The 244-nt window shown below is 65.2% G+C and carries 1 protein-coding gene; it reads right to left on the bottom strand.

The annotated features are described in order from the left end of the window. On the bottom strand, positions 1-244 hold a 244-nt coding region (locus R2R70_RS22535), incomplete at both ends, for a Na+/H+ antiporter subunit E (RefSeq protein ID WP_410979277.1).

Raw genomic sequence — 244 nt, 5'->3', positions numbered from 1 at the left:
CTTGAGCGGACGCTCGTAGCGCTGGCGGATCTCGGCGATCAACTCCTGCTCAGCCTCGACATCCAGCGCGTGGATGATCAGAGGGCGGCCATCCAGCGTCAGATAGGCCGAGACCGTGCCCGGCGGCAGCGTGATGGTGCTCGACAGCAGGGTGATCGGGAACTTCTCCGCAGGCTCCGGCGGATAGCGCATGAAGGCCGGACGGAACTTGGCGCGCGGATTGAGGATCAGGTAGGACACCTGC

Source organism: Cobetia sp. SIMBA_158 (genome assembly GCF_046566945.1).
Classification (GTDB): domain Bacteria; phylum Pseudomonadota; class Gammaproteobacteria; order Pseudomonadales; family Halomonadaceae; genus Cobetia; species Cobetia amphilecti.
The sequence above is the reverse complement of the archived record's forward strand: the minus strand, read 5'-3'. Positions and strand labels throughout refer to the sequence as shown.